This window comes from Serratia sp. CY84636 (genome assembly GCF_052166245.1).
GTDB lineage: Bacteria > Pseudomonadota > Gammaproteobacteria > Enterobacterales > Enterobacteriaceae > Serratia > Serratia nevei.
Genome location: NZ_JBJNOX010000002.1, coordinates 405,740 through 429,679, shown reverse-complemented (window position 1 = coordinate 429,679; position 23,940 = coordinate 405,740). Strand labels below are relative to the sequence as shown.

General features: G+C 60.8%; 24 protein-coding genes. 17 read left to right on the top strand and 7 right to left on the bottom strand.

The features are described 5' to 3' along the window. Together ACJ8QI_RS06585 and ACJ8QI_RS06580 are read right to left on the bottom strand one after the other, a co-directional pair. The gene (locus ACJ8QI_RS06585) at nt 1-726 is read right to left on the bottom strand and encodes a gluconate 2-dehydrogenase subunit 3 family protein (protein WP_038877597.1); all 726 of its coding nucleotides are present in this window, start codon (nt 724-726) and stop codon (nt 1-3) included. Nucleotides 727-1,035: 309 nt separating this feature from the next. Then, nucleotides 1,036-1,701, bottom strand: coding sequence for a transglycosylase SLT domain-containing protein (locus tag ACJ8QI_RS06580; protein WP_049295470.1), 666 nt, complete (start codon nt 1,699-1,701; stop codon nt 1,036-1,038). Nucleotides 1,702-1,810: 109 nt separating this feature from the next. Here ACJ8QI_RS06580 and ghoS point away from each other — a divergent pair, with 109 nt between their 5' ends. The 6 genes from ghoS to ACJ8QI_RS06550 all read left to right on the top strand — a co-directional run bounded on the left by ghoS (nt 1,811) and on the right by ACJ8QI_RS06550 (nt 6,894). Continuing rightward, nucleotides 1,811-2,110: a type V toxin-antitoxin system endoribonuclease antitoxin GhoS gene (gene ghoS / locus ACJ8QI_RS06575; protein ID WP_060419232.1), complete on the top strand. Its 300-nt coding sequence runs from the start codon at nt 1,811-1,813 to the stop codon at nt 2,108-2,110. Between the two features lie 131 nt (nt 2,111-2,241). Then, nucleotides 2,242-3,186 (top strand): metal ABC transporter substrate-binding protein, encoded by a 945-nt coding sequence (locus tag ACJ8QI_RS06570; RefSeq protein WP_060419234.1) that lies wholly within the window; start codon nt 2,242-2,244, stop codon nt 3,184-3,186. After that, nucleotides 3,183-4,073: a manganese/iron ABC transporter ATP-binding protein gene (locus tag ACJ8QI_RS06565; protein WP_047727680.1), complete on the top strand. Its 891-nt coding sequence runs from the start codon at nt 3,183-3,185 to the stop codon at nt 4,071-4,073. The genes ACJ8QI_RS06570 and ACJ8QI_RS06565 overlap by 4 nt, the downstream gene beginning before the upstream one ends. Next, nucleotides 4,073-4,933 carry an iron/manganese ABC transporter permease subunit YfeC gene (gene yfeC / locus ACJ8QI_RS06560; protein WP_049198580.1) on the top strand — a complete coding sequence of 287 codons (861 nt, stop codon included), beginning with the start codon at nt 4,073-4,075 and terminating at the stop codon, nt 4,931-4,933. Before ACJ8QI_RS06565 ends, yfeC begins: the two co-directional genes overlap by 1 nt. Continuing rightward, the gene (locus ACJ8QI_RS06555) at nt 4,933-5,787 is read left to right on the top strand and encodes a metal ABC transporter permease (RefSeq protein ID WP_060440079.1); all 855 of its coding nucleotides are present in this window, start codon (nt 4,933-4,935) and stop codon (nt 5,785-5,787) included. The genes yfeC and ACJ8QI_RS06555 overlap by 1 nt, the downstream gene beginning before the upstream one ends. Nucleotides 5,788-6,024: 237 nt before the next feature. Then, on the top strand, nt 6,025-6,894 hold the full coding sequence (locus tag ACJ8QI_RS06550) for a fructosamine kinase family protein (RefSeq protein WP_004931452.1): 870 nt from the start codon (nt 6,025-6,027) through the stop codon (nt 6,892-6,894). Between the two features lie 35 nt (nt 6,895-6,929). Here the strand turns inward: ACJ8QI_RS06550 and ACJ8QI_RS06545 are convergent, their stop codons facing one another. Further along, nucleotides 6,930-7,490 (bottom strand): YniB family protein, encoded by a 561-nt coding sequence (locus ACJ8QI_RS06545; protein WP_038877612.1) that lies wholly within the window; start codon nt 7,488-7,490, stop codon nt 6,930-6,932. A 185-nt stretch (nt 7,491-7,675) separates the two neighbouring features. On the opposite strand from ACJ8QI_RS06545, the gene ACJ8QI_RS06540 reads away from it, so the two are divergent. From ACJ8QI_RS06540 to ACJ8QI_RS06525, 4 genes are all read left to right on the top strand, one after another. Next, entirely contained in the window at nt 7,676-8,956 is a 1,281-nt protein-coding gene (locus tag ACJ8QI_RS06540; RefSeq protein ID WP_442532248.1) for an HdeD family acid-resistance protein, read from the top strand. Nucleotides 8,957-9,020: 64 nt separating this feature from the next. After that, nucleotides 9,021-9,686: a hexitol phosphatase HxpB gene (gene hxpB / locus ACJ8QI_RS06535; protein ID WP_049198577.1), complete on the top strand. Its 666-nt coding sequence runs from the start codon at nt 9,021-9,023 to the stop codon at nt 9,684-9,686. A gap of 424 nt (nt 9,687-10,110) precedes the next feature. Continuing rightward, the gene (locus tag ACJ8QI_RS06530; protein WP_004931456.1) at nt 10,111-10,659 is read left to right on the top strand and encodes a metal-dependent hydrolase; all 549 of its coding nucleotides are present in this window, start codon (nt 10,111-10,113) and stop codon (nt 10,657-10,659) included. 181 nt (nt 10,660-10,840) lie between these two features. Further along, nucleotides 10,841-12,232 carry an L-cystine transporter gene (locus tag ACJ8QI_RS06525; protein ID WP_038877619.1) on the top strand — a complete coding sequence of 464 codons (1,392 nt, stop codon included), beginning with the start codon at nt 10,841-10,843 and terminating at the stop codon, nt 12,230-12,232. A 64-nt stretch (nt 12,233-12,296) separates the two neighbouring features. Here ACJ8QI_RS06525 and phnX read toward each other — a convergent pair whose 3' ends face one another. Continuing rightward, a complete protein-coding gene (gene phnX / locus ACJ8QI_RS06520) occupies nt 12,297-13,106 on the bottom strand; it encodes a phosphonoacetaldehyde hydrolase (RefSeq protein ID WP_089185891.1) in 810 nt (269 codons plus the stop codon). Between the two features lie 9 nt (nt 13,107-13,115). Next, nucleotides 13,116-14,219, bottom strand: coding sequence for a 2-aminoethylphosphonate--pyruvate transaminase (gene phnW / locus ACJ8QI_RS06515; protein ID WP_442532247.1), 1,104 nt, complete (start codon nt 14,217-14,219; stop codon nt 13,116-13,118). A 155-nt stretch (nt 14,220-14,374) separates the two neighbouring features. On the opposite strand from phnW, the gene phnR reads away from it, so the two are divergent. The 5 genes from phnR (at nt 14,375) to ACJ8QI_RS06490 (ending at nt 19,082) form a co-directional block, all read left to right on the top strand. Beyond that, on the top strand, nt 14,375-15,094 hold the full coding sequence (phnR, locus tag ACJ8QI_RS06510) for a phosphonate utilization transcriptional regulator PhnR (protein WP_049198574.1): 720 nt from the start codon (nt 14,375-14,377) through the stop codon (nt 15,092-15,094). A 173-nt stretch (nt 15,095-15,267) separates the two neighbouring features. After that, nucleotides 15,268-16,278 carry a 2-aminoethylphosphonate ABC transporter substrate-binding protein gene (locus ACJ8QI_RS06505; protein ID WP_145958028.1) on the top strand — a complete coding sequence of 337 codons (1,011 nt, stop codon included), beginning with the start codon at nt 15,268-15,270 and terminating at the stop codon, nt 16,276-16,278. An 8-nt stretch (nt 16,279-16,286) separates the two neighbouring features. Next, the gene (phnT, locus tag ACJ8QI_RS06500; RefSeq protein WP_442532684.1) at nt 16,287-17,411 is read left to right on the top strand and encodes a 2-aminoethylphosphonate ABC transport system ATP-binding subunit PhnT; all 1,125 of its coding nucleotides are present in this window, start codon (nt 16,287-16,289) and stop codon (nt 17,409-17,411) included. A gap of 1 nt (nt 17,412) precedes the next feature. After that, nucleotides 17,413-18,276, top strand: a complete 864-nt coding sequence (gene phnU, locus ACJ8QI_RS06495) for a 2-aminoethylphosphonate ABC transporter permease subunit (protein WP_060419249.1) — start codon at nt 17,413-17,415, stop codon at nt 18,274-18,276. Nucleotides 18,277-18,278: 2 nt separating this feature from the next. Next, complete coding sequence (locus tag ACJ8QI_RS06490) at nt 18,279-19,082, top strand: ABC transporter permease (RefSeq protein WP_330113490.1); 804 nt, start codon at nt 18,279-18,281, stop codon at nt 19,080-19,082. A gap of 46 nt (nt 19,083-19,128) precedes the next feature. On the opposite strand, the gene kdgR is transcribed toward ACJ8QI_RS06490, so the two are convergent. After that, nucleotides 19,129-19,920 (bottom strand): DNA-binding transcriptional regulator KdgR, encoded by a 792-nt coding sequence (kdgR, locus tag ACJ8QI_RS06485; RefSeq protein WP_442532246.1) that lies wholly within the window; start codon nt 19,918-19,920, stop codon nt 19,129-19,131. 231 nt (nt 19,921-20,151) lie between these two features. On the opposite strand from kdgR, the gene ACJ8QI_RS06480 reads away from it, so the two are divergent. Further along, nucleotides 20,152-21,546, top strand: coding sequence for an MFS transporter (locus tag ACJ8QI_RS06480; protein WP_147840241.1), 1,395 nt, complete (start codon nt 20,152-20,154; stop codon nt 21,544-21,546). A gap of 51 nt (nt 21,547-21,597) precedes the next feature. Here the strand turns inward: ACJ8QI_RS06480 and htpX are convergent, their stop codons facing one another. After that, nucleotides 21,598-22,476, bottom strand: coding sequence for a protease HtpX (gene htpX, locus ACJ8QI_RS06475; protein WP_033638291.1), 879 nt, complete (start codon nt 22,474-22,476; stop codon nt 21,598-21,600). Nucleotides 22,477-22,846: 370 nt separating this feature from the next. Between htpX and ACJ8QI_RS06470 the strand changes: the two genes are divergently transcribed. After that, nucleotides 22,847-23,938 carry an ABC transporter substrate-binding protein gene (locus ACJ8QI_RS06470; protein ID WP_084826337.1) on the top strand — a complete coding sequence of 364 codons (1,092 nt, stop codon included), beginning with the start codon at nt 22,847-22,849 and terminating at the stop codon, nt 23,936-23,938. The last annotated feature ends 2 nt before the right edge of the window (nt 23,939-23,940 follow it).

The following is a 23,940-nucleotide window of genomic DNA, read 5'->3' as shown; positions in this document are numbered from 1 at the left end:
TTAGCCCCTCTCCCCACGAATCGAGACCGGCGGGAAGGGATAACGCTCCCCTCGCTCAACCCAGTCCATAAAATCGGCGCGCGCGCCCGGAAAATTAATCAGCTTCCAGCCCACCATGTCTTTGTTGCCGCCATGGATAGGATCGCTGAAGAAACCTTCGCGGGTGTTTTGCAGCAGATAGGAGAAGAACAGTTTCGACGGCAGCTGCTGGAACTCCGCCTCGCCGGACTCGAACTTTTGCAGCATGGCGTCTTGCTGCGCGCCATCCAGTTCGGCGAAAGGCTTGCCGGCGGTTTTCTTGCTGTAGGCGTCGGCGTCACTGATGCCGAGGTTGTAGATTTGCTTGGGCACCAGCGGCAGCTGATAGCCCATCTCCTTCGGCACATCGGGGTTGAACGGCCCCTGCATGTACCAGATGGAGCCGGTGGCGTACGGGGTATTCATCTGGCGATCGATAAACTCCGGCACGCCGGCTTCCAGTGCGCCGGGGCCGCGTTCATCGGCCGGGATCAGGCGCGCGACGGCGGCCTTGATGAAGGCCCACTCTTCCGGGGTGAAAAAGGTCGGTTGGTAATCGTTCTGCGTTGTGGTGTTCGAGGCCGCGACCGCCGGTGTCGGTGCCGTCAGCGCGCCAACGCCGCTGCCACCAATTACCGCCGCAGGAATTAAGGTCATCGATTTCAACAAGAAATCGCGCCGCGAATTGTTGGTTTTATGGTTCGACATGTCACATTCCATCCAAAGATAGTCACAACTATTTAACCGCAACCTTGCGTTCGATACGGGTTTTTAAAATAATTTGTTACTTATTTGTATATTTATTGAAGGTCACAATGCGTGCAAAAGCAAAAATGTTACCGGTAACTTATTGAATGAACGTAAAGATTTATCTGCTAACGTAAATTTAACTTTTTGTGCGGTTTTTCCGATAAGCAGCGAGGAAATAACGAAAAATGAGAAGTAGGTCGCGCACTGGAACGGCGCCGGAAACAAAATCGGCCGCGTTCAGCGGCCGATTTGAAGAAGGATGGGAGGCTACGGCGACATCGCCTGATAAGCGGTGGTCACCTTCCACAAATAGCGCGGCGCCTGCGGTGCCGGGTGCTTTTTCTGGATGTGCTGATAAAACTCATCCGGGCTCATCTGATTGATGCGATTGACCGCCACGCGCTTGTCCGAGGAGAAGGTGCGCAACATGGCGCCCGCCCCGTTCACGTACGAAACGATGGTGGCATAACGCAAAGTCTGTGGGTTGTTGATCCCGGCTAGCTGCTGGCTTTGAAGAATATTGATATAGGCCGTTCCCAGATCAATATTGACCGCCGGATCCTTCAGCTCTCGCGAGCTGGGTTGCCCGCTTCGTCCTTTCATGCGATAGGCGTCGCGGCCGGCGGTAGAAGCCTTAAGCTGCATCAATCCCACTGCGTTCGAGGTGCTGACCACGTTCGGGTTAAACCCGGACTCCACCTGAATAATCGCTTTAATCAGCGTTTCATCGACGCCATAGTTGCTGGCGGCCTGACGAATGTAATCGTTATAAACAACCGGCGTGCCTGTGCGGTTTACCGGTGCCTGCGGAGGGGGTTTTAACCAACCGCCGCGCGTTGTGCCACTGCCTGAAATATTGCTTGCCGTTTGCGGGTCTTTGGCGCACCCCGACAAAAGTAAAATTGCCGTAAGGCAACCTATTTTTGTTTTCACAGAATCCCTCACTCCTTTCAATGAGTTGCGTAGCATATACAACTTGTAAGGACACCTGCAGTAATTTTTTGGACTAATCTCAAGCTATCCATATACCAAGAGGTGATTTATGAGTCAATCTGCAACAAGCTGCTTTGTGGTGACTTTTCGCTATCAGGAAGAAGGATTGACCGACCTGGCGAAGCTGACCGGGCAATTGACGCGGGAGGGTTTTGTCACGTCGGTGACAGACGAGAATGGCGTTCACCACGAACTCGGCAGCAACAGTTTTGCGTTTATAACCGTGCTGGATCAAGAGGATGTACAGCGGCTGGCGCAGGGGTTCGGGCAGTTGGCCTTGGGAAAACAGCCTGAGGTGACTATATGCAGCTGTAAGGACTACCTTCAGCGGTTACATACTGATACATAAAATGCTATAACTCCCCGGACGGTATTATTTTTTCAGTTGGAGAAATACCCCGCCGGCGGTGGGCAAGTGACGCTTGACTTCGCTTCAATTGATATTGATAATCATTTTCATTTGAACCAGGAGACGTCATCATGCCATTGATAAGTTGCGCTTTTCGCCGCAGTCGCCTTCCCCGCGCTGCCGCACTGTTACGCCCTTTCACGCTCGCCTGCCTGCTGCTCGGCGCCGCTATGGCCAGCCCACACGCGCTGGCGGAAAAGAAGCTGCGCGTGGTGACCACCTTTACCATCATTCAGGACATCGCCCAGAACGTAGCGGGTGACGCCGCCGTGGTAGAATCCATCACCAAACCCGGTGCCGAGATCCACGACTATCAACCTACCCCGCGCGACATCGTCAAGGCGCAGCACGCCGATCTGATCCTGTGGAACGGCATGAACCTGGAACGCTGGTTCCAGCGCTTCTTCGAGAACATCAAGCAGGTGCCGGCGGCGGTCGTGACCGAAGGCATCACCCCACTGCCGATCCGCGAAGGGCCGTATAACGGCAACCCGAACCCGCATGCCTGGATGTCGCCGAGCAACGCGCTGGTGTACATCGAGAACATCCGTAAGGCGCTGGTAGAGCACGATCCGGCCCATGCAGAAACCTACAACCGCAACGCCAAGGCCTACGCAGAGAAGATCGGCGCGCTGGACGCCCCGCTGCGCGAACGCCTGGCGCGCATTCCTGCCGCACAGCGTTGGCTGGTGACCAGCGAAGGCGCCTTCAGCTATCTGGCGCAGGACTACCAGCTGAAAGAAGTTTATCTTTGGCCGATCAACGCCGATGAGCAAGGCTCGCCGCAGCAGGTGCGCCGGGTGATCGACGCGGTGCGCGCCCACCATATTCCGGTGGTGTTCAGCGAGAGCACCATTTCCGACAAGCCGGCCAAGCAGGTGGCGAAAGAGACCGGCGCCAAATACGGCGGCGTGCTGTACGTGGATTCGCTGTCCACCCGCGATGGCCCGGTACCGACCTATATCGACCTGCTTAATACCACCGTGCAAACCATCGCCAAAGGATTCGATCAATGACCCATGAACCGTTTGTCCGCCCTGAATTGAACGTGGACGACGTCACCGTAACCTACAACAACGGGCACACCGCCATTCACAACGCCAGCTTTACCCTGAGCGGCGGCTCGATCTGCGCGCTGGTCGGCGTCAACGGCAGCGGCAAATCGACGCTGTTCAAAAGCATCATGGGCCTGGTCAGGCCCACTGCCGGCCAGGTGTCGCTGAGCGACAAACCGGTGGCGGACGCGCTGAAAAAAAACCTGATCGCCTACGTGCCGCAGACCGAAGACGTCGACTGGAACTTCCCGGTGCTGGTGGAAGACGTGGTGATGATGGGCCGTTACGGCAAGATGAACTTCCTGCGCATCCCGTCGCGCGAAGACCGGCTGCGGGTCGACAAGGCGCTGGAGCGCGTCGGCCTGAGCGAGCTGCGCAGCCGGCAGATCGGCGAGCTGTCCGGCGGCCAGAAAAAACGCGTGTTTCTGGCGCGCGCGCTGGCGCAACAGGGCACGGTACTGCTGCTGGACGAGCCGTTCACCGGCGTGGATGTAAAGACCGAGAACGCCATTATCGAGCTGCTGCGCGCGCTGCGCGACGAGGGGCACCTGATCCTGGTCTCCACCCATAACCTCGGCAGCGTGCCGGAGTTTTGCGATCGGGTGATCCTCATCAACCGCACGGTGCTGGCCGCCGGCCCGACCGAGACCACCTTCACCCAGAGCAACCTGGAACAGGCGTTCGGCGGCGTGCTGCGCCATATCAACCTCTCCGGCCCGGATCTGCACGACGACAACGATCCGCGCACCGTTACGGTGTTGACCGACGATGAACGCCCCGCGGTGTTCTACGGCCACACCAAGAGCGATCCGCCGGCCAACAGCCAGGCCAGGGAGAAACAATCCTGATGCTGGACCTTCTGCTGCAACCTTTCAGTTATAACTACATGGTGAAAGCCATCTGGGTCAGCGCCATCGTCGGCGCCGCCTGCGCGTTCCTCTCCGCCTACCTGATGTTGAAAGGGTGGTCGCTGATGGGCGACGCGCTGTCGCACTCGGTGGTGCCCGGCGTAGCCGGCGCCTACGCCCTCGGCCTGCCCTACGCCGCCGGCGCTTTCTTCACCGGCATGCTGGCGGCGCTGGCGATGACGCTGGTGCGCCACATCACCCGGCTGCGCGAAGACGCCATCATCGGCTTTATCTTCTCCACCTTCTTCGCCGTCGGCCTGCTGATCGTGTCGCTCAACCCCACCTCGGTCAACGTACAGTCGATCATCTTCGGCAATATCCTCGGCATCGCCGACGAAGACGTGCTGCAGGTGGAAATCATCATCGGCGTTTCGCTGCTGATCCTGTGCCTGGTGTGGAAAGACCTGCTGGCGGTGTTCTTCGACGAAAGCCACGCGGTGTCGATCGGCCTGTCGCCGCTAAAGCTGAAGATCCTGTTCTTCACCCTGCTCAGCGCCTGTACCGTCGCCGCGCTGCAAACCGTCGGCGCCATTTTGGTGATCGCCATGGTGATCACGCCGGGCGCCACCGCCTACCTGCTGACCGATCGCTTCAGCCGGCTGGTGATCATCGCCATCATCATCGGTTCGCTGACCAGCGGCGTCGGCGCCTACCTGAGTTTCTTCCTCGACGGTGCCACCGGGGGCGTGATTGTCACCCTGCAAACGCTGGTGTTCCTGGCGGCGTTCTTCTTCGCGCCGAAACACGGCCTGCTGGCGTCCCGGCGCCGCGTGGCGCATTCGCAAACCGGAGGCCGCTGATGGACACCCTGTATCAACTGCTCAGCGAACCCTTCGCCTACCCGTTCATGCAGCGGGCGATCGTCGCCGCCATCGTCACCGGCGTAGTGTGCGCCGTGCTCTCCTGCTATCTGGTGCTCAAAGGCTGGTCGCTGATGGGCGACGCCATCTCGCACGCGGTGCTGCCCGGCATCGTGGTGGCGTTCGTGGTCGGCATCCCGCTGGCGATCGGCGCGTTCCTCTCCGGCATCTTTTGCGCGGTAGCCACCGGCTACCTGAAAGAGAACAGCCGGGTGAAAGAAGACACGGTGATGGGCATCGTCTTTTCCGGCATGTTCGCTTTCGGCCTGGTGCTGTTCTCGCGCATCGATACCGACCAGCACCTGAGCCACATTCTGTTCGGCAACATGCTGGGCATTACCGACGGCGAGCTGAAGCAAACCCTGCTGATCGCCGGCATCACCCTGGCGGTGGTGCTGCTCAAGCGTAAAGACTTCATGCTGTACTGCTTCGATCCGCATCATGCGCGGGTGATTGGCCTGCCGGTCAAGCTGCTGCACTACGGGCTGCTGTGCCTGCTGGCGATGACCATCGTCGCCTCGCTGCAGGCCGTGGGGGTGATACTGGTGATCGCCATGCTGATCGCCCCCGGCATCATCGCCTTTATGCTGTGCCGCCGCTTCGACCGCATGCTGATGGTGGCGACGATAGTATCGGTGTTCTCCTGCGTGCTCGGCACCCTGATCAGCTTCCACATCGACGGCGCCACCGGCCCCTGCATCGTCATCGTACAGGCCGTGCTGTTCGTTATCGCCTTGTTGTACAGCAAGCTACGTCCGTTACAGCGTAACCAAGGCGCCCTCACCGGCGGTTAACTCCCCGATGCGGCGATGCCCTCTGCTCGCCGCATCACCTTCCCCCGCTCATCGCGTCGTTGTCATCAAGTTGCAACCGGTATTGCGCTTAAATTAATCAATAGGGTATATACTTTGAGCTGGCGAGGCGCTGAAAAAATCGCCGCCTTTGACGCCGGCTGTGCGCCGCGTCGTGTTTTCACCACGGGAAAGACGCTAACCTAATGAATTATCAGGCAGCACAGAGGGGGAAATACCATGTGGCAAGCCGTTAGCCGTCTGTTAAGTGAACATCTTGGCAGCGCAGAGATACGCGAAAGGATTGAACTGCCCGGGGGCGACATTCACCCGGCGTGGCGCGTGAGTTACGGTGACAACGAGGTGTTCGTGAAATGCGACGCCCGTGAACAACTGCCGATATTCACCGCCGAGGCCGATCAGCTGGCGTTGCTGGCGCGCAGCAAAAGCGTGCGGGTGCCGGAAGTGTACGGCGTCGGCAGCGATCGCGACTACAGCTTCCTGCTACTGGAGTATCAGCAGCTGAAACCCCTCGACGCCCACGGCGCCTACTGCCTGGGCCAGCAGCTGGCGCACCTGCACCAGTGGAGCGAGCAACCGCAGTTCGGCCTCGACTTCGACAGCGATCTGACCACCACCCCGCAACCTAACGCCTGGCAGCGCCGCTGGTCGGAATTCTTCGCCGAACAGCGCATTGGCTGGCAGCTGCAGCTGGCGGCCGAGAAAGGCATGACCTTCGGTGACATCGACGACATCGTCGACCGGGTGTATCTGCGCTTGCAGCACCACCAGCCGCAGCCTTCGCTGCTGCACGGCAACCTGTGGCCAGGCAACTGCGCGATGACCGCCCACGGGCCGATTCTGTTCGATCCGGCCAGCTACTGGGGCGACCGGGAGTGCGATTTGGCGATGCTGCCGCTGTACCCCGAGCTACCGCCGCAGATCTACGACGGCTATCAGAGCGTATGGCCGCTGGGGGCCGGATTTATCGAGCGTCAGCCGCTGTATCAGCTGTACTACCTGCTCAACCGCAGCAACCTGTTCGGCGGCCAGCATCTGGTGGCTGCGCAACGCGCGGTGGAGGCGCTGTTGCAGCCCGAGGCGTCATAACGTTCCGGGGCGCCGCTCGGCGCCCCGTTCATGGTTCAGGCCGCGCCGGCCAACTGCCCCAACAGGCGGATCACGAACCAGGCGATCACCGCAATCACGATCGGCAGGATATACAGCGGGAAGTACTGCAGGAAGATGGTGTGGTGCGGCAGCGTGATGCGCGCCTCCAGCTGCTGGCGCGTGTGCCCTTCGCTGCCCTTGGCCTGCTCCAGGATCATCTGGTCTTCCAACCCTTCGCGGATGAACTTGACCTGGCGCGACATGCGTGCGCCGGAAGCCTGCAGCGCCAGCCCGACGAAGATCAGTATGTAGATAATGATGAACATCAGATTGGCGCCGCTGAACAGGCTTTTATCCACGTCAGGCACCGGCGAGTTGTACCAGAAAAGGTTCAGGAACGGCGTATTGAAACGCACCATGTCCACCATCACGTGAACAAAATCCAGCATCACCGCGTTGATGCCCTTGGTTTTTTCACTGTGCTGATAGATGAAGCCCAGCACGGAAATCAGCGTCGACAGCAACGCCGGGATAAAAACTACCCATCCGAGAATGCGTTTCAAAATGGCGATACGCCCGGCCTGTTGATACGTCATGTGTTCCCCTTGTTAGCGACGTAACCGAATCGGCTAAGTCTACCTGCAGTTGGCGAAACTCGCCCACCGTTTTCTTCATTCCCGCTGTGCTACAAGCTTAGCCGAATTCGCCGAAATCAACTGCTTAACGACGTTCGCGCACTATCATTGAAGAGATAACGTTACCCGTTTAATCAGAGGCCGTCATGATTCGACTGATTATCTTATTGCTGGGCGCGCAGGCGCTGCACGGCCAGCGCCGCCTGCTGGTGCTGTTCGGTTGGCTGTGGATAGCCGCAGGGGCGCTGATGCTGTTCGACATCCTGCAGGATGGCCGGTCCGTGCTGGCGCTGGATGCGCTGGCGGTCATCCTGGCGCTGGAGGGGCTGGTGGCGATATCCGCCGCGCTGGTGATCGGCTCTTCGGCCAGCCGGCCGGTGCTGCTTAAGGGGCTGGGCTTCGTGTTTATGGCCTTTTTAATGTTGGACGTGCCCGCAGACGATAACATCGTCGCCACCGTGGTGTTTGGCAGCGCGCTGCTGCTTGACGGCGCCGTGCGCATCGCCTCCTCCACGGTGATTCAACACAGCCGATGGAAAGCCGTGGCGCTGGCGGGCGGCGGCGAAATCCTGCTTTCGTTGATGATTTTTGTCGGCTGGCCGGCGCCGCATCGCATGACGGTGCCCTTTTGCCTCGGCGTGATGATGGTGCTTTCCGGCTGGGCTTTATTGCGCATCGCCCGGAGACTGACAAGCTTTTCTCTGAATCAGCACCCAATCCGGCAGCCACCGCCCCCGGCGGATGAGACTGCGCCGCTCACGGTGTATGTCTGGACACCGATTGGTGCGGCTAAAGATCCGCGCCGGCGTTACATCGTCGACCGATACATCGCGGCGGTCGACAACGGCGGCAATATCTCCACCGGTCATGCCGCCCTGGCGCTCGCGCCGGATGTGTATATCAGTCACTACCCGCTCAACGACATCAGCCATTCCGTTCAGGATTTCCGCCAGTTGTTGCATGCCGGCGAACAGAACAACGTCGACGGACGTTTCCTGCCCGACCTGTCGGGCGAGATCGCCGCCTGGTGCCCCCCGGACAAAAAAATTCAGTTCTATCGCTATAACCCGGCGGCGCTGCGCGCATTCTGGTTACGCTACCGACAGGATGCGACTTACAACCTGACCCGGCGTAACTGCTCCACCACGGTCATCGGCGCGCTCGACAGTGCGCTGGAGGGCGTGCTGGGCGATAAACATCTGTGGCGCCGTTTTCTGTTATTGGTGCTGGATCCCAATCTGTGGATGCTGGCGGTACTGCGCAGCCGTGGCGAAAGCATGACCTGGACGCCGGGGTTGGTGCTGGACTATGCGCGCATGTTGCAACAGGTTACCGAGCGCCAACACCAACGCTGGTGGCTAAAGTTGCGCGAGATGTGGAATATCCTTCGCTTTGGCAAAAGCCAAACGCGCAGGCAAAGATTTTAGTCTCGCCGTCGGCGATGATAGAGTGTCGGGCACATTCACCCGCGCCGGCAGGAGTTAACCGCTAATGGCTTATTCGCAACGCATTGAAACCGCAATTTTTGATATGGACGGCTTGTTGATCGATTCGGAACCGCTGTGGCTGCAGGCCGAGCTGGATATCTTCGGCGCGCTGGGTCTGGATCTGTCCGATCGCCACAAACTGCCGGACACCCTGGGGCTGCGCATCGATCTGGTGGTGAAAATGTGGTACCAGGCGATGCCGTGGCAAGGGGTTTCGCTCGATGAGGTGTCGGCACGGATTATCGAACGCGCCATCGAGCTGGTGCACGAGACCCGCCCGCTGCTGCCGGGGGTCCGGCAGGCGCTGGAACTGTGCCGCGAGCAGGGGCTGAACATCGGTCTCGCCTCCGCCTCGCCGCTGCACATGCAACAGCAGGTGCTGAAGATGTTCGATCTTGAGGGCTACTTCGATCAGCTGGTTTCCGCCGAATACCTGCCGTACAGCAAACCGCACCCGGAGGTCTACCTGATCGCCGCCGAACGGCTGGGCAGCGATCCGCTGCGCTGCATCACGCTGGAAGACTCCTTTAACGGCATGATCGCCACCAAGGCCGCGCGCATGCGCTCCATCGTGATCCCGGCCGCCGAATACCGCCACGATCCGCGCTGGGCGCTGGCAGACCACCAGCTGGAGACCCTGGAACAGCTCACCCCCGCCCACTTTGCCTGACCTGCGGCGCCGGCCACCGGCGCCCTGGCTTTCCGCTCAGCGCCATAAAAGGGATCCGTGCCGCAAAACAAACGAAACAGCGTTTCATTATTATTGAATCGGCATGCTGTTGTTATTATGCTGGGCGGCAGGGAAAGCGACGGTCCGCGAAACGTTGTCACTGCCACGCAGCGCTCTTCGCGGCCGCCGCTTCCTCCCGCCGCTGCGTACTGAAAACCGCCCTTATTTCTCTCCGTTCCGCACCACCCATTGCCCGCTTTTTGTTCACGTCCGTCAAAAGCGATGATTTGTTACGCATTGCCGTAACAAGCCGTTGTAAAACCGGGAAAAATAAACAATTGGTTACAGGGTAACTGCTTCCACTACTGGGAATTTTCCCATATACTGGATAAATTAACAGTTTACCAGCCGGAATCGCAACAGCATGACCGCGGAAGGACACCTTATATTCTCTGTCGCTTGCGCGATCTTCGCCAAGAAGGCGGAAGTGACGCCAGAGCTGGCTACCGGCGACTGGTGGCACATCATACCCGCCGCGCTGCTGACCTCGCTGCTGCCGGACATCGATCACCCCAAGTCGGTACTGGGCCAGCGTCTGCGCTGGATTGCCCTGCCCATCGCCCGCGCCTTCGGCCACCGCGGCTTCACCCACAGCCTGCTGGCGATCGCCGGCGGCATGGCGCTGTTCCAGCTGGACGTGCCGCGCAGCTGGCCGATCCCGGCCGACGCGCTGCACGCCATGATCATCGGTTACTTCAGCCATCTGCTGGCCGATATGCTCACTCCCGCCGGCGTTCCGCTGCTGTGGCCATGCCGCTGGCGTTTTCGCCTGCCGCTGCTCAACTCGCAAAAAGGCAATCAGCTCGAGCGCGTGCTGTGTCTGTGCCTGGTGGCGTTTGCCATCTGTTGGCAAGGTGATTTCACCCTGCCGGTGCAATCCTATGTCGAGCAAATCAGAAATATCAGACTCTGATCACAAAAACCCGCTCAACCCATCACCTTCATGTATATAAAACGAACAAAAACACACAAAAAGCTATATCAAATTCCATTTGGATATAAGTAGGCCACTCGGCAAACTGTTACGATATTTACATCGCGACATACGTGATGCGTAGTCGTTTTTATAAGAAAGATTATTGGAGACATTGGGGATGAATCTTCCGCTCGTGATTAACGTGCTGGTGTTTGTCGCGCTCCTGTTGCTGTTGGCGCAAACCCGCCACAAGCAATGGAGCCTGGCGAAAAAAGTGCTGGTCGGCCTGGTGGTCGGCGTGGTGTTCGGCCTGGGCCTGCAGCTGGTGTACGGCTCCGACAACCCGGTGCTGAAAGAATCCATCAGCTGGTTCAACATCGTCGGCAACGGCTATGTGCAGCTGCTGCAAATGATCGTCATGCCGCTGGTGTTCGCCTCGATCCTGAGCGCGGTGGCCAAGCTGCACAACGCCTCTTCTCTGGGCAAAATCAGCGTCCTGACTATCGGCACGCTGCTGTTCACCACGCTGATCTCGGCGCTGGTGGGCGTGCTGGTCACCAACCTGTTCGGCCTGACCGCCGAAGGCCTGGTGCAGGGCGCGCAGGAAAGCGCGCGCCTGACGGCGATCCAGACCAACTACGTGGGTAAACTGGCCGACCTGACCGTGCCGCAGATGGTGCTGTCGTTCATCCCGAAAAACCCGTTCGCCGATCTGACCGGGGCCAGCCCGACGTCGATCATTAGCGTGGTGATTTTCGCCACCTTCCTCGGCGTGGCATCGCTGCAGCTGCTGAAAGACGACAAGCCGAAAGGCGAGCGCGTACTGGTGGCTATCGACACCCTGCAGGCCTGGGTGATGAAGCTGGTGCGTCTGGTCATGAAGCTGACGCCGTACGGCGTGCTGGCGCTGATGACCAAAGTGGTCGCCGGTTCCAACATTCACGACATCGTCAAGCTCGGCAGCTTTGTGGTGGCCTCGTATATCGGCCTGGCCATCATGTTCGTGGTGCACGCTGTGCTGCTGGCCTTCACCGGCGTTAACCCGATGAAGTTCTTCCGCAAGGTGTGGCCGGTGATCACCTTCGCCTTCACCAGCCGCTCGAGCGCCGCCAGCATTCCATTGAACGTGGAAGCGCAGACCCGCCGCCTGGGCGTGCCGGAATCCATCGCCAGCTTCTCGGCGTCTTTCGGTGCCACCATCGGCCAGAACGGCTGTGCGGGCCTCTACCCGGCGATGCTGGCGGTAATGGTTGCGCCGACCGTCGGCATCAACCCGCTGGATCCGGTGTGGATCGCCACCCTGGTCGGCATCGTCACCATCAGCTCCGCCGGCGTAGCGGGCGTGGGCGGCGGCGCTACCTTCGCCGCGCTGATCGTGCTACCGGCGATGGGCCTGCCGGTGACGCTGGTCGCGCTGCTGATCTCGGTCGAACCGCTGATCGACATGGGCCGTACCGCGCTGAACGTCAACGGCTCCATGGCGGCGGGCACCATCACCAGCCAGCTGATGAAGCAAACCGACAAAGCCGTGATGGACAGCGAAGACGAAGTCGAATTGGCTCACCGTTAACGCCGTCTCAAAACGAAAAAAACCGGGGATTATCCCCGGTTTTTTTATGCCCCGCGCTCGGTCGTTACGGCCGCTCGCCGTTCGCCAGCCGCCGGTTGATGTCGGCGATCACGCCCGGCAAGTGCGCCAGCGTGTCTATCACATAGTGCGCGCCCGCCGCGTACAGCTTATCGGCGGCCGCCTTACGGCGCTGCTCTATCTCACCTTCCGCCATTTGGCGGTACTCCTGCCAGGTCGCGCCAAACTCATTGCCGGACAGCGCCAATCCGACGCTCCACATCCCGGCGTTCAGCCCTTCAGCAATGCCCGGCACCGCGTCGTCCACCTTCACGCAGTGCGCCACCGCATCGATGCCCAGCGCGATAACGTTCTGCAACGCCATCCACGGCCCCGGCCGGCCACCGGCCGCGAGATCGTCAGTGGCGACCCAGTAATCTGGCGCGTAGCCGCGCTGCGCGGCGGCAGGCACCAGCACCTCCATCACCGCACGCGGATAACCGGAGCAGGAGCCGATTTTAATGCCCTGTTCGCGCAGCCCGGCAATCACCTGCGGCACACCTTCGATGGGATCGGCGAAGTCGATCACTTTGGCGATTTGCAGCGGCATAAACGCCTGATACAGCGCGTCGATGTCCTGATGGGTCATCGAACGGCCCAGCTTCTGCCGCCAGCGCGCGTCGACCGCCGGCAGCTTGCCTAGCGCCTCGATGTGCTGCCATTTACCCAGCCCCATCGGAATGCGCGCCTCCGCCAGGCTGATGTCGATATCGAAGGTTTGTTTGAATGCCTCGACAAAAATCTGCGTTGGCGCAAAGGAGCCGAAGTCCACCGTGGTGCCGGCCCAGTCGAGGATCACTGCGTTGATCTGTTTCATGGTCAATCCTTATTGATTCCAGTACATCGCCTGCCCGACGGCCGCCAGCAAACGTTCGATATCCTGCGGATAAATTTCCCCGATGTTGCCGATGCGGAAGCAGTCGCTCTGCGACACTTTGCCGGGATAGATCACAAACCCTTGCTGCTTCAGGCGCTGATAAAATTCGGCAAAGCGGTAAGTGTCGGCCTTTGGCGAATAGAACGCGGTGATGATCGGCGAATGCAACGCATCGTCCAGCAGAGTCTCAAAGCCCAGCTCGCGCATACCCGCCACCAGCCGCCGCTGATTGGTCTGATAGCGGCGGTGGCGCGCGGCAATGCCGCCCTCTTGTTCCAGTTCTTTCAGCGCCTGTGCAAAGGCCAACACGGTGTGGGTCGGCGACGTAAAGCGCCATTTGCCGGCCTGGTCTTCCATACAGCGCCACTGGGCATACAGATCCAGCGACAGCGAGCGTGAACAGCCGGCACATTTCTCCAGCTCGCTGCGGCGGGCGATGACGAAAGCGAAGCCCGGCACGCCCTGAATGCATTTGTTGGCGGAGCTGATCAGAAAATCGATGCCCAGCGCGTCCACATCCAGCGGAATGCCGCCGAAGCTGCTCATGGCGTCGACGATAAAGGTCTTGCCGTTGCGCGCCGCCAGGCCGGCGACTTTCTGCAGCGGGTTGAGCATGCCGGTGGTGGTTTCGCAGTGCACCATGGCGATATGGCTGATGCGCGCATCGCTTTTCAGCACCGCCTCCATCGCCGCCACGTCCGGCTCATTGACCTCGCCGCAGTCGAAAGCGTGGTGGTCGATATCCATCAGCCGCGCCATTTCGATCATCCGCGCCCCGTAGGCGCCGTTGTTGACGATCAGCAGCTTGTCCTGCGGGCCGATGACCGTGCCCAGCACGCCTTCCACCGCAAAACTGCCGCTGCCCTGCAGCAACACCGAGGTGTAACCGGCGGACGGCGTCGCCAGCGCCACCAACTGCTGGCGGATGCTTTGCACCACGCCCAGGTTGTAATCTTCATCCCAGGTGCAGCTGTCGAACAGCATCGCCTCTTTTACCGTTTTCGACGTGGTCAACGGGCCGGGGGTCAACAGCAGGTAGTTACGATCGGACATGTTATTCACCTATTTGGTCTATACCAGATTGCGGGCATTGTGGCCGCAAATTCCTTCCCCGGTCAAACGACAAAGCGCGGTGAAACAAAAAATTCATCTGGCTATGTATAATAAGCGCGTGCCGGAATGTCGGGCCGATGCCATAGCGAGATGAAATGAAAGAACATCAGGGCGATATGCCCCACTACCTGCAGATCAAGGATCAGCTTCAGGCGCGTATCACCCGCGGCGCGCTGCAGGCGGGCGACAAGCTGCCTTCGGAGCGCGAGCTGTGCGCCATCTTCTCCACCACCCGCGTTACCATTCGCGAGAGCCTGGCGCAGCTGGAGGCCACCGGCGCCATCTACCGCGCCGATCGCCGCGGTTGGTTCGTCACGCCGGAGCGGCTGTGGCTGGATCCGACGCAGAACACCAACTTCCACCGCCTCTGCCAGGAGCAGGGGCGCACGCCGCGCACCGCGCTGCTGTCCGGCGAAAAAACCACGGTGCCGCTCGACGTGATGCAGCCGCTGGCGCTCGAACCGTTCGATCAGGTGTATCTGCTGCGCCGCGTGCGCTACGCCGACGGCCGCGCCATCTGCTATTGCGAAAACCACTGCCTGCCGCAGCGGGTGCCGGAACTGCTCAGCCACGATCTCAACGGCAGCCTGACCGAGGTCTATCAACAGCATTACGCGTTGATTTACAGCAACATGCATCTGTCGTTCTATCCGACAGCCCTGCCTTACCGCGCCGCCAACGCGCTCGGCGCCATGGTCGGCCTGCCTGCCTTGTTGCTGCGCCGGTTGAATTACGATCAGCACGGCCGCATTCTCGATTTCGATATCGAATACTGGCGCCACGACAGCCTGCGCATCGAAGTCGATACGCTTTAACCCCAGCATGACGGGGCTGCGCCTGCCGCCCCCGTTTCTCTCCCACGCCCAATCCCCGTTGCCGGCAAATATATTTTGCCGCTTTCATTTGTTTGTCATATTCGCCGATTAGCTTGGCCGCATATCTGGTGTATACCAGTTTCGCATTAACCCGCAACAGTGAGGCTGAAGCTATGAAACTTTCTCGTCTGGTCGTGATGACCGCCATCGCACTCGGCGCCGCGCCGGCCTGGGCCGCCGACGCGGTGGTGACCGTCTACTCTGCCGATGGGCTGCACGACGGCGATCACAGCTGGTATCAAACCCAGTTCGACGCCTTCACTCAGGCAACCGGCATCAAGGTGCAGTACGTCGAAGGCGGTTCCGGCGCCATCGTCGAGCGGCTGTCGAAAGAGCGCAGCAACCCGCAGGCCGACGTGCTGGTGACGCTGCCGCCGTTCATCCAGCGCGCCGCCGCGGAAAAACTGCTGCAGGATTTCACCCCGCAGGATGCGGCGCAGATCGCCGACGCCCAGCCACAGTTCGTGCCGCTGGTGAACAACTACCTGAGCTTCATCTATAACGCCAAGCTGTTGCCGCAGGCGCCCGCCAGCTATCAACAGCTGCTGGACGCGCAGTTCCGCAACAAGCTGCAGTACTCCACGCCGGGCCAGGCGGGTGACGGCACCGCGGTGATGCTGCAGGCGTTTCACAGCTTCGGCAGCAAAGACGCCGGTTTCGACTACCTCGGCAAACTGCAAAGCAACAACGTCGGCCCTTCCGCTTCCACCGGCAAGCTGACCGCGCTGGTCAATAAAGGCGAGCTGCTGGTGGCCAACGGCGATCTGCAGATGAACCTGGCGCAGATGCGCAGCAACCCGAACGTGAAGGTGTTCTGGCCGGCCGGGCCGGACGGCAAGCGCAGCACGCTGGTGCTGCCTTACTATGTCGGCCTGGTGCAAGGCGCGCCGCAAAGCGCCAACGGCAAAAAGCTGATCGACTTCCTGCTGAGCAAAGAAGCCCAGAGCAGCGTCAGCGCCATTTCCTACGGCATGCCGGTGCGTAAGGACGTCACCCCGACCGACGATAACTTCAAGCAGTCGCAGGCGGCGCTGAAAGGCGTTGAGATCTGGGCGCCGGACTGGAATCAGGTGGTGAGCAGCCTGTCCGCCGATATCTCCCGCTGGCACCAGGTGACCGAATGACGCTGACGATGCCTTCTACCCTCTCTTCCCGCGCCGAGGCGCGGGATAGCAGTCAGGACATCGCCGGGCCGTCGGGCATTCAGCTCGACCGCGTCAGCGTGTCGTATCGCGGCACCGAGGTGCTGAAACCCCTGACGCTCACCATCGCCCCCGGCGAAGTGCTGGCGCTGATCGGCCCCTCCGGTTCGGGTAAAACCACCGTGCTGCGGGCGATCGCCGGCTTCGTGCAGCCCTCCGCCGGGCGTATTGCCATCGGTGACGTCGATGTCACCGACGTGCCGCCCTATGAGCGTGGTCTGGGCATGGTGGTACAGAACTACGCGCTGTTTCCGCATATGCGCGTCGAAGACAATGTGGCGTTCGGCCTGCGCGCCCAATGCAAGCCGCGCGGCCTCACCGCCGAGCGCGTCGAAGAGGCGTTGGCCATCGTCGGCATGTCCGCCTACGCCAAGCGCTATCCCAGCCAGCTCTCCGGTGGCCAACAGCAGCGGGTGGCGATCGCCCGCGCCATCGCGGTGCGCCCCAAAGTACTGCTGTTGGATGAGCCGCTGTCGGCGCTGGACGCGCAAATTCGCCACAGCATGGTGGAGGAGATCGCCCGCCTGCACCGCGAACTGCCTGACCTGACCATCCTGTACGTCACCCACGATCAGGGCGAAGCGCTGACGCTGGCGGACAAGATTGGCATCATGCGCGACGGCCACCTGATCGCCCACGGCGAGACTCGCGCGCTGTACCATCATCCGACGAACCGCTTCGCCGCCGAGTTCCTCGGCCGCGCCAACCTGCTGCCGGCCACCGCGCTGGAGACGACCACCGGGCAAGGCATGACCACCGTCAGCTGCGCCGGCAAAGTGATCGGCTGCTTCACCTACGGTGCACAACGCGGCTTCGATAAATTGCTGTGCATTCGGCCGCAGCATATTGCGCTCGATGCCGACGCCCAGCGCAGCAACTGCATCATCGGTACGCTGCGCGACATTCACTGGCAGGGGGAGTTGACGCACCTGCAGTTCGACGCGGAAGGTCATCCGCTGCGCGTGGTCACCACCCATCGCAGCCAGATGCCGCAGCTCGGCGAGCGCGTGCCGCTCTATTTCGCCCCCGACGACGCGGTACTGATCGAGGACTGACATGACCGACTCTACGCTTATTCGCCCGGCTCTGCGGCTGCGCTTGCCGCGCCGTCTGTGGATCTTGCTGCCGCTGCTGGTGCTGGCGACGCTGTTTTTCTATCCGCTGGCGCTGATCGTCAAACAGGCGTTTACCGACGATCAGGGGCTGTTCAGCGCCGCCGCGCTGCAACAGGTGTTTGAATCCCGACGCTTTGTCGGCGCCCTGCTCAACACGCTGCAGATTGCGCTGCTGGCGACGCTGGGCTGCCTGGTACTCGGCACCCTGCTGTCGCTGCTGCTGGTGTTTACGCCGTTCCCCGGCAGCCGGCTGATCGCCAGGGTGATCGATACCTTTATCGCCATGCCGACCTTCCTGATCACGCTGGCCTTCACCTTTATCTACGGATCCGCCGGCCTGCTGAACGGCACGCTGATGGCGGCCTTCGGTTTTACCCTGCCACCGGTGGACTTTCTTTACTCCATTTGGGGCGTGATCCTGGCGGAAATCACCGTGTTTACGCCGCTGGTGATGCGCCCGCTGATGGCGGCGCTGTCGCAGATCGATCGCAGCCAGCTCGAGGCCGCCAGCATCCTCGGCGCCCGGCCGGGGCGCGTGGTACGCCAGGTGATTTTGCCGGCCGCGCTGCCGGCCTTGCTGGCCGGCGGCAGCCTGTGTTTGCTGTTGACCACCAATGAATTCGGCATCGTGCTGTTTATCGGTGCCAAGGGCGTCACCACGCTGCCGATGATGGTCTACTCCAAAGCGATTCTGGAGTCGGATTACGCCGTCGCCTGCACGATCGCCGTCGTGAATATCGCGCTGTCGCTCGGGCTGTTCTCCCTTTACCGCTACGCCGCGGCGCGCGCCGGGCTGAGGAACTGACGATGTTGATTTGGTCTCGCACCGGCCGCACCCTGACCTGCACGCTGGCGGTCACGCTGTTCGCCCTGTTCTTCTGCCTGCCGCTGGCGGTGATCCTGATGTCCAGCCTGAGCGAACAGTGGAACGGCGTGCTGCCGAGCGGCTTCACTCTAAGCCATTTCCGCCAGGCCTTCAGCGGCGCCTCCTGGGACGCGCTGGTCGCCAGCCTGGCTATCGGTTTCAGCGCCAGCCTGTTCGCGCTGCTGTGCGGCACCTGGGCGGCGTTGGCGCTGCGCCACCATCAGGGGCGCGGCCAGCGCCTGCTGAGTACGCTGTTCTTCATACCCAGCGCGGTGCCTTCGGTGTCGATCGGTTTAGGGATGCTGGTGGCATTCAGCCAGGGACCGCTGCAGATGAACGGTACCTTCCTGATCGTGCCCGTCGCCCACTTCGTGCTGATTTCCGCCTTCACCTTCGGCAACGTGATGGCCGGGCTGACCCGGCTTTCGAGCGACTACGAAAACGTCGCCGCCAGCCTGGGCGCTTCGCCGTTGTTTCGCCTGCGTCACGTCACCCTGCCGATGATCGCTCCCTATATGATCTCCGCCTTCGCCCTCAGCCTGTCGCTGTCGATGGGTGAGCTGGGCGCGACCATGATGATCTACCCACCGAGCTGGGCGACGCTGCCGGTCACTATCTTCAGCCTGACCGATCGCGGCAGCATCGCCAACGGCGCGACGCTGACCATGATCCTGGTGGCGGCCACGTTGCTGCTGATGTTAGTGCTGGAGCGGATTGCGCAGAGGCTGACGCCGAGCGCAAAATAGCAACAAGGCGCTGCCATGGCCGCGCCTTGTTCATCGAAGCGAAGGGTTAGAACGGGTAGTCGTGATAGCCCTGCTGTTCACTGATGCGCCGGGCGGCGACGTGCAGCAGCGCCACATACTCCTCCCGCGCCGCTTCGGAAAAACGCAGCGTCGGGAAAGAGAGGCTCAGCCCGGCGATCGCCACCCCGAACCGATCGAAGACCGGCACCGCGATGCAGCGGATCCCCGCCTCCTGTTCCTCGGCATCTTCGCCGTATCCCTGCTTACGCACCCGCTCCAGCACCGGCAACAGCTCGGCGGCGCTGGCCAGGGTATGCTCCGTGCTGCGGGTAAATTCAATCTGCGACAGGATCTGCGCCACCTCATCCCGATCGCGCCAGGCCAACAGCACTTTACCGATGGCGGTGCTGTGCAGCGGGTTGCGGCGGCCGATGCGCGAATACATGCGCAGGTTATACATCGCGTCTATCTTGTGGATGTAGACGATGCCATCTTCATCCAGGGCACCAAGGTGGATGGTTTCGCGGGTATGATTCGACAGTTCGCGCATCTGCACGTCGGCGCTGCGGATCAGATCGACGTTCTGCAACGATTTGGCACCCAGCTCGAACAGCTTGAGCGTCAGCGCATACTTTTCCGTCTCCCCTTCCTGCGAGACGTAGCCCAGCGCTTTCATGGTCTGCAGAAAACGGTAGACGGTGCTTTTAGACATCATCACCCGCTGGGACAGTTCGGTAATGCCAATCTCGCGCTCATCGCCGAGCGCCTGCAAAATGCCGAACACTTTCATCACGGATGAGACGGCATCCGGCTGCTTGTCTGAATCTGCGTTAGCCATGGTGCATACCCTACTTAACGGTTTTGTTTCAGGAAATTTAAACAAGGGTTTCAGTATAATCGGAACAGATCGCGACGTGCAACGCGGCTGAACGCTAAGTGATTGAAGCCAATTGGATAACCGCCGACCTGCTCATCGCCGTTTACAATTAAGCAGACAACGGGCATGCAATCGCAGGCGATTATGATTAGCATGATAATACTCCCCTGAATAAACACCGCTGAGACCAACATGCGTCCTTGTTCCGACGGCCTCCCCGTCCCGCAACGCTATGGGGCGATCCTCGCGATCGCCCTCGGCATTACCGTATCCGTACTCGACGGCGCGATAGCCAACGTAGCGCTGCCCACCATCGCGCGCGATCTCAACGCCAGCCCGGCCAGCTCCATTTGGGTGGTTAACGCCTATCAGCTGGCGATCACCGTGTCTCTGCTGTCGCTGGCGTCGCTCGGCGATCTGATCGGCTATCGCCGCATCTATCAGGCCGGGTTGCTGGTGTTCAGCATTACCTCGCTGTTCTGCGCCCTGTCCGACTCGCTGCTTACGCTGACCATCGCCCGCGTGCTGCAAGGCTTTGGCGCCGCCGCCATCATGAGCGTCAACACCGCGCTGATCCGCATCATCTATCCGCAGCGTTTTCTCGGCCGCGGCATGGGCATCAACTCGCTGATCGTCGCCTGCTCCTCGGCGGCCGGGCCAACGGTGGCGGCGGCGATCCTGTCGGTCGCTTCCTGGCAGTGGCTGTTCGCCATCAACCTGCCGATCGGCCTCGTCGCGCTGCTGCTGGGCATGAAGTTCCTGCCGGCCAACGGCCAAAAAAGCGATAACCGCCGTTTCGATCCCACCAGCGCCGTGCTGAACGCGTTGACGTTCGGCCTGCTGATCACCGCCATCAGCGGCTTCGCCCAGGGCCAGAGCCTGACGCTGATCTTCAGCGAGATCGCCGCGCTGCTGGCGATTGGCGCGGTGTTCGTGCGCCGCCAGCTGCGCCAGGAATTTCCGCTGCTGCCGGTCGACCTGCTGCGCATCCCGATCTTCGCCCTGTCGATGGGCACCTCAATCTGCTCGTTTGCTGCGCAAATGCTGGCGATGGTGTCGTTGCCGTTCTTCCTGCAAAGCGCATTGGGCCGCGACGAAGTGGCGACCGGGCTGCTGCTGACGCCGTGGCCGCTGGCGATCGTAGTCATGGCACCGATCGCCGGCCGGCTGGTGGAGCGTGTGCACGCCGGCCTGCTGGGCTGCATTGGGCTGGCGGTGTTCGCGCTTGGGCTGTTCTCGCTGGCGCTGCTGCCCGCGGATCCGTCGAATGGGGACATCATCTGGCGCATGGTGCTGTGCGGCGCCGGCTTCGGCCTGTTCCAGTCGCCCAACAATCACACCATCATCTCCGCCGCGCCGCGTAACCGCAGCGGCGGCGCCAGCGGCATGCTGGGCACCGCTCGCCTGCTGGGGCAAACCTCGGGGGCCGCGCTGGTGGCGCTGATGTTCAACCTGTTCCCCACCTCCGGCACCCACGCATCGCTGATCCTGGCCGGCGTGTTCGCTACTCTGGCGGCGGCGGTCAGCAGCCTGCGCATCACCCAATCGACGGCGCAAACGGCGCAGCCAAGCCGCGAGGTGAAATAGCGGACATAAAAAAACCCCGGCGAGCCGGGGTTTTTCCTTTCATTCAGCCGATTACTTCAGGTACTGGCCGGAACGCAGCGCTTCGATACGCTTGTCGAGCGGCGGGTGCGACATGAACAGCTCGCTGAACGACTTGGATTTACCGTTGATGCAGAACGCCATCATGCTGCCCGCTTCCTGCGGTTCGTAGCTGGTTTTCAGGCGCTGCAAGGCGGCGATCATCTTCTCGCGGCCCACCAGCTTGGCGGAGCCGGCGTCGGCGTAGAACTCGCGGTGACGCGAGAACCACATGGTGATGATGCTTGCCAGGATGCCGAACACCAGTTCCAGCACCATCGACACCGCGAAGTAAATCATCGGGTTGCCGTTGCCTTCCCCTTCGCCATCACGATTGCCCAGGAAGCCGGCGGCGACCTGCGCGATCAGGCGCGAAATGAAGATGACGAAGGTGTTCACGATGCCCTGAATCAGGGTCATGGTCACCATATCGCCGTTGGCGACGTGGCTGATTTCATGCGCGATGACCGCTTCCGCTTCGTCGCGGCTCATGCTCTGCAGCAGGCCAGTGCTGACGGCGACCAGCGAGGCGTCGCGGCGCGCGCCGGTGGCAAAGGCGTTGATGTCCGGCGCGTGGTAGATAGCGACCTGCGGCATGGCGATGCCCGCCTGCTGCGACTGACGGCGTACCGTTTCCAGCAGCCAGTTTTCGGTTTCGTTACGCGGTTGTTCAATCACTTCCCCGCCGACGGAGCGCAGCGCCATCCACTTGGACATCAGCAACGACACGAAAGCGCCGCCGAAGCCGAACAGACCGGCCATGATCATCAGGCCCTGAACGCTACTGGATTGGATTCCTGTCAGGCTGAGCACCAGCCCGAAAACCAACATCACCGCCAGGTTGGTGAGCAGGAACAGAGCTATACGCATCATAAAATGTTTACTTCCTCATAAATGTTAACAAAACGCTGTCTAAGATACCCTAGATCGTATGGGCATTCGTCACAGTTTCAAGAGTCGCACGTCATTAACCTACTAAAAATACGAAACTTTACAAAAACGACGCGCGACCGGGATTTGGCAAATTGTAAACGATTGTTGCGCAAGGCGGAGGGATTTCTCAGAAAAAACTCTTGGCCCGTGCAAAATGACGTCGAGAAAAATTGCCCGCACACTTTTTATGGCCGCCAGGCTCTCACCGCCTTTGCTCACGCAGCGCTCGCCTCGCCTGACAGGAAAGTTTGAATCCCGCGATTAATTGTTACATTATAACATCACATTTAATCGTAAAGGGATGTCAATCATGTTACCTCGCCTCGTCTGCATGCTGACTGCGTGGCTGCTCTTTTGCCACGTCGCGCAAGCTGAAATCCACCTCACCGACGCAGAAGGACGCCAGGTCACCCTGGCCGCCCCCGCACAACGCGCCTATATCGGCTTTTACTACGAAGATTTTCTGGCGGTGAACGGCCCGGACAGTTTTCAACAGGTGGCCGCCTTCTCTAAAAGCGACTGGGCCTTGCGCACCAGCCAATGGCCGCGTTATCAGGCGGCTCTGCCGCGGCTCGCTCAGCTGGTCGATGTCGGTTCGCTCTACAATCAGAGCTTTGACTTCGAACGCCTGCTGACCACGCGGCCAGACCTGCTGATCCTGGCGAAATGGCAGCTCGACGGCTTCGCCAACTACCTGCCGGTGCTGCAACAGCTCAACATTCCTTACATCGTCGTCGACTTCAACCAGGGTGCGGAAGTCAAACTTGCCAGCATTCGGGCCATGGGTCAGGCGATGGGCCACCCCGAGCGGGCGGAACGGCTGGCCAGCGAGTATCGGCAGAGCCTTGAAGAGACTCAGCGACGTATTCGCGAGGCGCAGCTGCCGCCACCGACCGCTTATATCGAACTCGGCGACAAGGGGCCCGGCGAATACAGCAGCAGCTATGGCGCCTCCGTCTGGGGGCCGCTGTTACAGCTGGCCGGCGCCCGCAATATCGCCGCCGGCGTCGTCGGTAGCCCCGCGCCTTTGCGCGCCGACTATGTACTGACCCAAAAGCCGGACGTCATTTTCCTCGCCGGCGGCGACTGGGAAAACATGCCAAACGCCGTACCGATGGGCTACGGCGCACAGGCGGCCCCCCTTCAGGCACGCCTCGCTCAGTACGCCCAGCGTGCCGGTTGGCCGCAGCTGCCGGCGATAAAAGACCAGCGCCTCTATGCGCTCTACCATGGCGGCGCGCGCACGATTTACGATTTTATTTTTGTTCAGTATCTGGCGAAAGCGCTCTATCCGGCCGCGTTTGCCGACGTTGATCCCCCACGCAACCTGGCGCGGTTCTACCGCCAATACTTACCGATAGAGGCTGACGGCGTCTTCCTGCAACGCTGGCAAGGAGAGTAGCC

What these genes read in the sequence shown, in the direction of transcription:
- ACJ8QI_RS06585 (WP_038877597.1), bottom strand. Translation starts at nt 726, where the DNA reads ATGTCGAACCATAAAACCAACAATTCGCGGCGCGATTTCTTGTTGAAA.
- ghoS (WP_060419232.1), top strand. Translation starts at nt 1,811, where the DNA reads ATGAGTCAATCTGCAACAAGCTGCTTTGTGGTGACTTTTCGCTATCAG.
- ACJ8QI_RS06570 (WP_060419234.1), top strand. Translation starts at nt 2,242, where the DNA reads ATGCCATTGATAAGTTGCGCTTTTCGCCGCAGTCGCCTTCCCCGCGCT.
- ACJ8QI_RS06565 (WP_047727680.1), top strand. Translation starts at nt 3,183, where the DNA reads ATGACCCATGAACCGTTTGTCCGCCCTGAATTGAACGTGGACGACGTC.
- yfeC (WP_049198580.1), top strand. Translation starts at nt 4,073, where the DNA reads ATGCTGGACCTTCTGCTGCAACCTTTCAGTTATAACTACATGGTGAAA.
- ACJ8QI_RS06555 (WP_060440079.1), top strand. Translation starts at nt 4,933, where the DNA reads ATGGACACCCTGTATCAACTGCTCAGCGAACCCTTCGCCTACCCGTTC.
- ACJ8QI_RS06550 (WP_004931452.1), top strand. Translation starts at nt 6,025, where the DNA reads ATGTGGCAAGCCGTTAGCCGTCTGTTAAGTGAACATCTTGGCAGCGCA.
- ACJ8QI_RS06545 (WP_038877612.1), bottom strand. Translation starts at nt 7,490, where the DNA reads ATGACGTATCAACAGGCCGGGCGTATCGCCATTTTGAAACGCATTCTC.
- ACJ8QI_RS06540 (WP_442532248.1), top strand. Translation starts at nt 7,676, where the DNA reads ATGATTCGACTGATTATCTTATTGCTGGGCGCGCAGGCGCTGCACGGC.
- hxpB (WP_049198577.1), top strand. Translation starts at nt 9,021, where the DNA reads ATGGCTTATTCGCAACGCATTGAAACCGCAATTTTTGATATGGACGGC.
- ACJ8QI_RS06530 (WP_004931456.1), top strand. Translation starts at nt 10,111, where the DNA reads ATGACCGCGGAAGGACACCTTATATTCTCTGTCGCTTGCGCGATCTTC.
- ACJ8QI_RS06525 (WP_038877619.1), top strand. Translation starts at nt 10,841, where the DNA reads ATGAATCTTCCGCTCGTGATTAACGTGCTGGTGTTTGTCGCGCTCCTG.
- phnX (WP_089185891.1), bottom strand. Translation starts at nt 13,106, where the DNA reads ATGAAACAGATCAACGCAGTGATCCTCGACTGGGCCGGCACCACGGTG.
- phnW (WP_442532247.1), bottom strand. Translation starts at nt 14,219, where the DNA reads ATGTCCGATCGTAACTACCTGCTGTTGACCCCCGGCCCGTTGACCACG.
- phnR (WP_049198574.1), top strand. Translation starts at nt 14,375, where the DNA reads ATGAAAGAACATCAGGGCGATATGCCCCACTACCTGCAGATCAAGGAT.
- ACJ8QI_RS06505 (WP_145958028.1), top strand. Translation starts at nt 15,268, where the DNA reads ATGAAACTTTCTCGTCTGGTCGTGATGACCGCCATCGCACTCGGCGCC.
- phnT (WP_442532684.1), top strand. Translation starts at nt 16,287, where the DNA reads ATGCCTTCTACCCTCTCTTCCCGCGCCGAGGCGCGGGATAGCAGTCAG.
- phnU (WP_060419249.1), top strand. Translation starts at nt 17,413, where the DNA reads ATGACCGACTCTACGCTTATTCGCCCGGCTCTGCGGCTGCGCTTGCCG.
- ACJ8QI_RS06490 (WP_330113490.1), top strand. Translation starts at nt 18,279, where the DNA reads ATGTTGATTTGGTCTCGCACCGGCCGCACCCTGACCTGCACGCTGGCG.
- kdgR (WP_442532246.1), bottom strand. Translation starts at nt 19,920, where the DNA reads ATGGCTAACGCAGATTCAGACAAGCAGCCGGATGCCGTCTCATCCGTG.
- ACJ8QI_RS06480 (WP_147840241.1), top strand. Translation starts at nt 20,152, where the DNA reads ATGCGTCCTTGTTCCGACGGCCTCCCCGTCCCGCAACGCTATGGGGCG.
- htpX (WP_033638291.1), bottom strand. Translation starts at nt 22,476, where the DNA reads ATGATGCGTATAGCTCTGTTCCTGCTCACCAACCTGGCGGTGATGTTG.
- ACJ8QI_RS06470 (WP_084826337.1), top strand. Translation starts at nt 22,847, where the DNA reads ATGTTACCTCGCCTCGTCTGCATGCTGACTGCGTGGCTGCTCTTTTGC.